General features: G+C 52.5%; 8 protein-coding genes. 4 read left to right on the forward strand and 4 right to left on the reverse strand.

What is annotated here, in order from left to right:
• Positions 1-55: 55 nt before the first annotated feature.
• The 4 genes from B2R29_RS15455 (at position 56) to ccoM (ending at position 2,700) form a co-directional block, all read left to right on the forward strand.
• Positions 56-760, forward strand: coding sequence for a helix-turn-helix domain-containing protein (locus B2R29_RS15455; protein ID WP_301181875.1), 705 nt, complete (start codon positions 56-58; stop codon positions 758-760).
• Between the two features lie 61 nt (positions 761-821).
• Positions 822-1,988, forward strand: a complete 1,167-nt coding sequence (locus B2R29_RS15460) for a glycosyltransferase family 4 protein (protein ID WP_301181876.1) — start codon at positions 822-824, stop codon at positions 1,986-1,988.
• Between the two features lie 28 nt (positions 1,989-2,016).
• Positions 2,017-2,331 (forward strand): hypothetical protein, encoded by a 315-nt coding sequence (locus B2R29_RS15465; protein WP_301181877.1) that lies wholly within the window; start codon positions 2,017-2,019, stop codon positions 2,329-2,331.
• A 249-nt stretch (positions 2,332-2,580) separates the two neighbouring features.
• Positions 2,581-2,700, forward strand: coding sequence for a cytochrome c oxidase subunit CcoM (gene ccoM, locus B2R29_RS15470; RefSeq protein ID WP_281251162.1), 120 nt, complete (start codon positions 2,581-2,583; stop codon positions 2,698-2,700).
• A gap of 12 nt (positions 2,701-2,712) precedes the next feature.
• On the opposite strand, the gene B2R29_RS15475 is transcribed toward ccoM, so the two are convergent.
• The 4 genes from B2R29_RS15475 to B2R29_RS15490 all read right to left on the reverse strand — a co-directional run.
• Positions 2,713-3,498 carry a septal ring lytic transglycosylase RlpA family protein gene (locus B2R29_RS15475; RefSeq protein WP_301181878.1) on the reverse strand — a complete coding sequence of 262 codons (786 nt, stop codon included), beginning with the start codon at positions 3,496-3,498 and terminating at the stop codon, positions 2,713-2,715.
• Positions 3,495-4,466 carry a lytic murein transglycosylase B gene (gene mltB, locus B2R29_RS15480; protein WP_301181879.1) on the reverse strand — a complete coding sequence of 324 codons (972 nt, stop codon included), beginning with the start codon at positions 4,464-4,466 and terminating at the stop codon, positions 3,495-3,497. Before mltB ends, B2R29_RS15475 begins: the two co-directional genes overlap by 4 nt.
• 13 nt (positions 4,467-4,479) lie before the next feature.
• Positions 4,480-5,631: a rod shape-determining protein RodA gene (rodA, locus tag B2R29_RS15485; protein ID WP_301181880.1), complete on the reverse strand. Its 1,152-nt coding sequence runs from the start codon at positions 5,629-5,631 to the stop codon at positions 4,480-4,482.
• Positions 5,631-6,633, reverse strand: a 1,003-nt coding sequence (locus B2R29_RS15490; RefSeq protein ID WP_301181881.1) for a penicillin-binding transpeptidase domain-containing protein, incomplete at its 5' end; no start/stop codon positions are given. The genes B2R29_RS15490 and rodA, both read right to left, overlap by 1 nt.

Genomic DNA, 6,633 nt, shown 5'->3' on the forward strand with positions numbered 1-6,633 from the left:
CCGATTAAGCTGGTACGGGTTTTGCGACAGCATAAGCATTCAGGAGGAGCAGCCTATGTACAAAATCGCAGATATCCAGGAATACCGTAAAGACAATGGCATCAAATCATCCCCATCCGCATGGGTAAATGAAGTCGCCAATGTATTGGAAAGTCGCTACCACGATGACGAAGCTATTCAGCAGTTGCTGATGCTTGCCACGCAGGTGACTGGCCTGAGCAATATTTCAATTGCCGTCCCCGACTCACCGAGCCGTTTTAAAGCCCAGTTCTGTTCAACAGGGATCAGTAACGGCGTATATAGCTTTGCAGTACAACATGCACTGTGTCGTCAGTTCGAAAGCCGCGAATGGCTGACGATTGGTGACAACAGCGAGCGCCCGGAGCACTTTGATCCACAGCTGGAATCGCTGTCGGGTTCAATGCGTTGTCTGTTGGTGCCACTGACTATCCGTCAATCGGTGATGGCCGTGATGGTGGTTGACCTGCGTGGTCATGATGCAGGCACTCTTGACCTTGCGGAAATCCGCTTCATTGGTGCGCAGATCGCGACTATTCTGGCGACTCAGGTTGTACCGAACTTTAAGACTCTTTATGCGCGTCCATATCAGCGAGTTCAGGAAAACGAGCTGGATGATATTCACGCTGCGATTGATAAGTGTAACGGCAATAAAACGATGGCAGCCAAGGTTCTTGGGCTGACACCGCGCCAGCTGCGCTATCGCCTGTCAAAACTCAGCGAAGAAGCTGCTGAGGCGTAATTAAACTGTCATTGATTGCCCGGCAAACTAGCTTGTATGAGTAGTTATTGCTGGGTATGACATGAGCATTCGTCACATATGTGTCGTTACAGAAACGTATCTTCCTGAAGTGAATGGTGTTGCGAACTCCTTGCAGCACCTGTTCACTCATCTTAACTCTGATCTTTATCAGGTCTCTATTGTGCGGCCTGCACCCAGGGTCGATATGGACGTCCCTGACAATGAAGTCTGGGTAAAAGGTATCAGCATTCCGCAATACCCGGATCTGCAATTAGGTTTACCATCAAAGACGGCTCTCAGGTCGCACTGGAAAGCCACTCCACCGGATCTGGTTTATGTGGCCACAGAAGGGTTGCTTGGTGCGTCTGCTGTTTCCTTGGCCCGGGAATATAACCTGCCAATGATCAGTGCATTTCATACCAATTTTCATCGCTACAGTGGTTATTACGGCCTGGGGGTTATGCGTCGCATGATTATGGCCTGGATGCGTCGTTTTCATAATCGGACTCACGTCACTCTGGTGCCTTCTCGATCTATGGTGAGTGAATTAACGGATGAGCGCATGGAACGCGTCGAGTGGTTACCTCATGGTGTGGATTGCCGCCGTTTTAATCCTGCGCACCGTTCAGCGACCTTAAGAGAAGAGTGGGGCATTGAGTCGGGTGAGCAGGTCGCCCTGTGCGTAGGCCGTGTCGCCGCGGAAAAGAATCTGGTGGTCGCTCTCAAGGCTGTGCGGCAAATGCGCATCGAAGGTCGCCAGATACGACCTGTGATCGTTGGTGATGGCCCAATGCGTGAAGCCTTGTCTGAAGAGTTTCCTGAGGCTGTATTTACGGGCGTAAAAACCGGCCAGGCGCTGTCTGAGTGTTTTGCATCAGCGGATCTCTTTTTGATGCCAAGCCAGACGGAGACCTTTGGTCTTGTGACGCTTGAAGCGATGGCCAGTGGTCTTCCTGTCGTCGCTTATGACATGGCTGCGGCCAGAGAGTTTGTCCGTACTGGCGTTGATGGTTCTCTGGCATCCGATGACAGTGAGGAGGCCTTTATTGATGCTCTGCGAGTGGCATTGCGCTTTGACGCCACCCTGATGGGATTGGATGCCCGTAGTCAGGCTGAACAGCTTTCATGGGACATGGTTGCGCGTCAGTTTGAACGCCGGGTTGAAGCTTTGTTAGCAAGTCATTGCGAATCACGCGGAATGGTACACCCCTTGCAGACGACTTCTTGATAAGTATATCTGTAGGGGGGAAGAAGTTATGGTGGAATTCAACCGCCGTAGTATTGCGTTACTCCGAAAAATAAAAAAAATCGCTAAAGACGAAGTGGGTTGCGAGATCCATTTCGATTCAAATACTCTCGAAAACGATTTACGAGTGCTGGTGCGAAGCGGCGTCAGCGCTGAACTTCTCGGGCTGGTTGAGGATTTCCTGCCGAGCCAGGCGCCACCGGTTGAACCGCAGATGCAGGAAAGCCGAAAGGTATATCGTGGCAGTGAAATTCTGATGGACGACTCCTCGCGGGTTCGGCAAGCGAAACAGAAAATGTATCGTGGTCGTCTCGTTGAGGCTTAGTTTCGATCTGTGATGGTGCAATGGCAGCCTTTGTGACATAAAAAAGTGCAATTGCTGCCGGTTTTTCGTCAATTGTCTAACGGTCGCACGGCCGTTTTCTTTCGAGAATACTGACCTGAGTCAAACTGTGGGTGAGTGCTCTATTCCTCTGTAAGCATATTTGATTCAAGTCAATTCCAGTTATGCCAACCTCGCTATATTGAGATTGAAACAACGACTGATGTCTCTTCTCAATGCGAGGTATTTATTATGTTTATGGATGAGGTTGTATTCTCTGGTCTTGCGATTGTCGGGCTCACTTGTGCGTTCTTTGTTGGCGTTTATATCGCGGTAAAGAAAGACATTAAAAAGCACGGCACCGGCGAGTAATAGTCTGGTCTCTCAGCGTTGCAATTGATGCTGAGAGAGCAGAACCAGCTGGGTGATGCCTTCATTGTTCAGCGCTTCAATCAAAAGCGGGACTTCGGACTCTGGCACGGGGCCTATCCGAACCCGGTGTAAGGTGATGTCGCCTTTATCTTTCGGGTAGATACCTACAGTCCAGTCTCCTGCACCCACCTTAGCACTGATATCAGCCAATCTCTGACGCAAGCGTTCTGCCGAATCAGAGTTGCTGAGTGCGCCCGCCTGTATCCACAGGACGGCCTCAGAGAGTGGCGCTTTTAGTACTTCTATCGTTACGGGGGCGGTGCCATCGTTATGAATATCCAGCTTAACTGCGGCCGCGTATGACAGGTCTATGATTCTGTCTTCATGGAAAGGGCCGCGGTCATTGACTCTGACGATGACTGATTGATTGGTATCCTTGCGTGTGACTCGAACGTAAGACGGCAGCGGAAGCGTTTTGTGGGCTGCGGTCATTTTGTAGACGTCGAAGGTTTCCCCGTTTGAGGTGTCGTGGCCGTGAAATTTCATGCCATACCAAGACGCAATCCCTTCCTGAGTAAAGCCTTCGGCGTCTGTCATGACTTCATAGTCCTTGCCCAGAACACGGTAGCGGGCAGGGTTACCTAAGCTGCTGCGCGGCTCGGAGACAGGCACGGGCTCGGCGATCGCTTTGATATCAGCGATCGGCGCTGGCGTGAAATCACTCTCGTGTTGATAACGGGATGTTGCGCAACCGTGAAGCAGAGCAAGACTGACCAGTACGGCCAGTCCGCGCATCATTGTTTGTCCTCACTCAACGCCTGGCTGAGCTGATATACGGCCATCGCGTACAGCTTACTGTGGTTGTATTGAGTGATAACGTAGAAGTTATATTCACCGAGCCAGTATTCATCGCCCTGCTTGCCTTCAAGGCGCATCAGGTTGGCAGGCTTGTCGCCTTTGATCTCTACTGGCAGTTTTACGCCCGCCGCTGTCAGATCAGCAACGGTATGTTGTGGCTTGCGGCTGACGTTAACTAGTGGTTCGTATTGGTCGCCACTGACGGTCACCCGGTGAGTCACGGGTTCTCCGGTTTTCCAGCCGTGTTCTGAGAAGTAGTTAGCGACACTGTGGATGGCGTCGACAGGGTTGCCCCACAGATCGCGCTTGCCATCACCGTCGCCGTCAACCGCATAGTGCAGGTAGCTGGAGGGGATGAATTGGCCGTAACCCATCGCGCCAGCATAAGACCCTTTGATTGTGCCCGGGTCGACACCTTCTTCACGCGCGAGAGCGAACATGGCTTTCAGCTCGCGCCAGAACAGGGGGCGCTTCGGGTAGTCAAAGGCGAGTGTCGAGAGTGAGTCGAGAACCCGGTAGCCACCCTGACGGGTGCCGTAAAAGGTTTCGACACCAATGATGGCTGCGATGATTTCAGGGGGGACACCGTATTTTTTTTCGGCCTCAGCCAGAATATCTGCCTGGCTTTCGAGAAAATTCTTACCGGCGCTGATGCGCTTTTTCGTCAGAAAAATATCCTGATAGCGAGCCCAGTTCATGGTGCGCTCGGCGGGGCGCTGGATAGCTTCGAGTACTGAGTCCATTTTCTCTGCTTGTTTAAGCCAGTTGCGCACTTCCTCGGCAGGAATGCCGTACTCTTTTTCAACTTCGGCGACGAATTCGTCCGTGCGCTCGTGTTGGTCGTAGGCTGCGGCTGCAAAAGGTGCAGAAACTGCCAAGGTGATTGCTGCTAACACATGTTTCAACATAGTAAGAACCCTGTTATTTCCTTTGCCGATGAGTGTACATCGACATAATAAGCCCAAAACCCAGAAGCAGACTGACAACGGACGTGCCGCCGTAACTCACCAGGGGCAGGGGGACACCTACGACCGGGAGAATGCCGCTGACCATGCCTATATTCACGAAGACATAGATAAAAAACGTAACTGACATGCTACCAGACAGCAGACGACCAAAAAGAGTTTCGCAACGGCTGGAAATGTAAAGGCAGCGAAGAATAATCAGAGCGTACAGAGTCAGTAAGAGGCAGACGCCAATTAAGCCATGCTCTTCCGCGAGAACGGCAATAATGAAGTCTGTATGGCTTTCGGGGAGAAACTCGAGTTGCGATTGCGTTCCTTGCAGATAGCCCTTGCCGTGAATGCCGCCTGAGCCGATGGCTGTTTTCGATTGAATGATATTCCAACCTGAGCCGAGGGGGTCTGATTCTGGATTCAGAAACGTAAGAACGCGCTGCTTCTGATACGCGTGCATCACGAAAAACCACATCATCGGCGCCATGGCCGCCACTATGCCGATCATGGAAAAAATCAGCAGCCATGACATGCCCGCAAAAAACAGGACTAACAATCCCGAGGTGCTGATGAGTATCGACGTACCCAGGTCGGGTTGCTTAAGGATCAGAATCGTAGGAATGAAAATAATGACCAGCGCCTGAAGCAGATCACGAAAGCGCGGTGGCACTGGCCGTTTGGCCATGAACCAGGCGACTGCCAGTGGTAAGGCCAGTTTCACTAATTCAGACGGCTGGAAGCGGGGCAGTGGCCCCGGTAAATCAAGCCAACGCTGAGCCCCTTTGGCGCCAACGCCCGCGACTAGCACGCCGACGAGGAGCAGTGTCCCCGCCGCCAATGCCCAGGGGGCTATCAGCTGATAGAGTCGTGGCGGAATCTGCGCAGTAAAAAACAACAGAATCATGCCAATACCAAAGTGAACGGCCTGACGTTTCACCATGCCGATTTCCTGACCGCTGCCGCTATAGAGTACAGCAAGCCCTGTAGCGCCTAACGCGATCAGGAGTAGAAGCAGAATCAGGTCGATGTGCAGTCGTGCGAAAAAGGCGCCGCTGCGGTCGAACGTATGATGCTGTGACGGCGTGGAGACCGTGCGACTGAAATCTGTACTGGCCATCAGCCTTCTGCGCCTCCCAGGTATTCATTAATGATTGCTTGAGCGATGGGTGCTGCTGTACGACCGGATGACTCGCCGTTTTCAACGATAACCGCAATCGCAATCTGTGGTTTCTCTATCGGGGAGAAGGCCATGAACCAGGCATGATCGCGCAGGCGCTCCTGAAGTGCTTCAGAATCGTATTCGGCATCCTGTTCAATACCAACCACCTGTGCAGTGCCGGTTTTTCCTGCGATCGGGAAATCCAGGTTGGCGCGCAGCGCGCGTGCAGTACCATGACGACCAGTAATCACATGATCCATGGCGGTGAACATACGGTCCCAGTCGGAAGGGTCTTTGAGCTTGATGTCAGGGATATCGCCATGAGGGAACTCGGTCGGGATATTGTCTTCGGCGGCAAGCAGCCTCGGGACTTCCCATTTACCCTTATTGGCCAGTACCGCGGTTGCAGTGGCTAACTGCAGCGGTGTGACTGCCATGAAGCCCTGACCGATGCCAAGGTTGACGGTATCACCCGGATACCAGGGGCCACGCCCGGTGGAGCGTTTCCATTCCCGGTCGGGGAGAATGCCCGATACCGCTGAGATAACATCAATCGACATATCCCGACCAAAGCCAAACTGGCCAAGGAAGGGCGTCAGGTCATCAATCCCTGTTTTAACAGCGACGTCGTAAAAATAGGTATCGCAGGATTCAACAACAGCCATTTCAAGATCCACAACACCATGGCCTTCGCGCTTCCAGTCTCGATAAAAGCGCTCGTCATTGTCGAGCTGGAACCAACCCGGGTCGCGGACTTTGTAATTCCAGCTGGTGCTGCCGGCTTCGAGTGCGGCAAGACCGACAAAGGGCTTCAATGTGGATGCAGGCGGATAGATACCGCGTGTCGCACGATCGAACAGGGGTTTATCCAGGCTAGCTGTAAGCGCTTCGTAGTCATCAAACGAAATACCCGTAACAAACGAGTTAGGGTCGTAACCGGGATTACTGTACAGCGTGAGA

Source organism: Thalassolituus sp. UBA3500 (assembly GCF_002377545.1).
Lineage (GTDB): Bacteria > Pseudomonadota > Gammaproteobacteria > Pseudomonadales > Oceanobacteraceae > Thalassolituus.

Bases quoted from the DNA above. Each gene is read 5' to 3' on its own strand.
- B2R29_RS15455 (WP_301181875.1), top strand. From the start codon at position 56: ATGTACAAAATCGCAGATATCCAGGAATACCGTAAAGACAATGGCATC.
- B2R29_RS15460 (WP_301181876.1), top strand. From the start codon at position 822: ATGAGCATTCGTCACATATGTGTCGTTACAGAAACGTATCTTCCTGAA.
- B2R29_RS15465 (WP_301181877.1), top strand. From the start codon at position 2,017: ATGGTGGAATTCAACCGCCGTAGTATTGCGTTACTCCGAAAAATAAAA.
- ccoM (WP_281251162.1), top strand. From the start codon at position 2,581: ATGTTTATGGATGAGGTTGTATTCTCTGGTCTTGCGATTGTCGGGCTC.
- B2R29_RS15475 (WP_301181878.1), bottom strand. From the start codon at position 3,498: ATGATGCGCGGACTGGCCGTACTGGTCAGTCTTGCTCTGCTTCACGGT.
- mltB (WP_301181879.1), bottom strand. From the start codon at position 4,466: ATGTTGAAACATGTGTTAGCAGCAATCACCTTGGCAGTTTCTGCACCT.
- rodA (WP_301181880.1), bottom strand. From the start codon at position 5,631: ATGGCCAGTACAGATTTCAGTCGCACGGTCTCCACGCCGTCACAGCAT.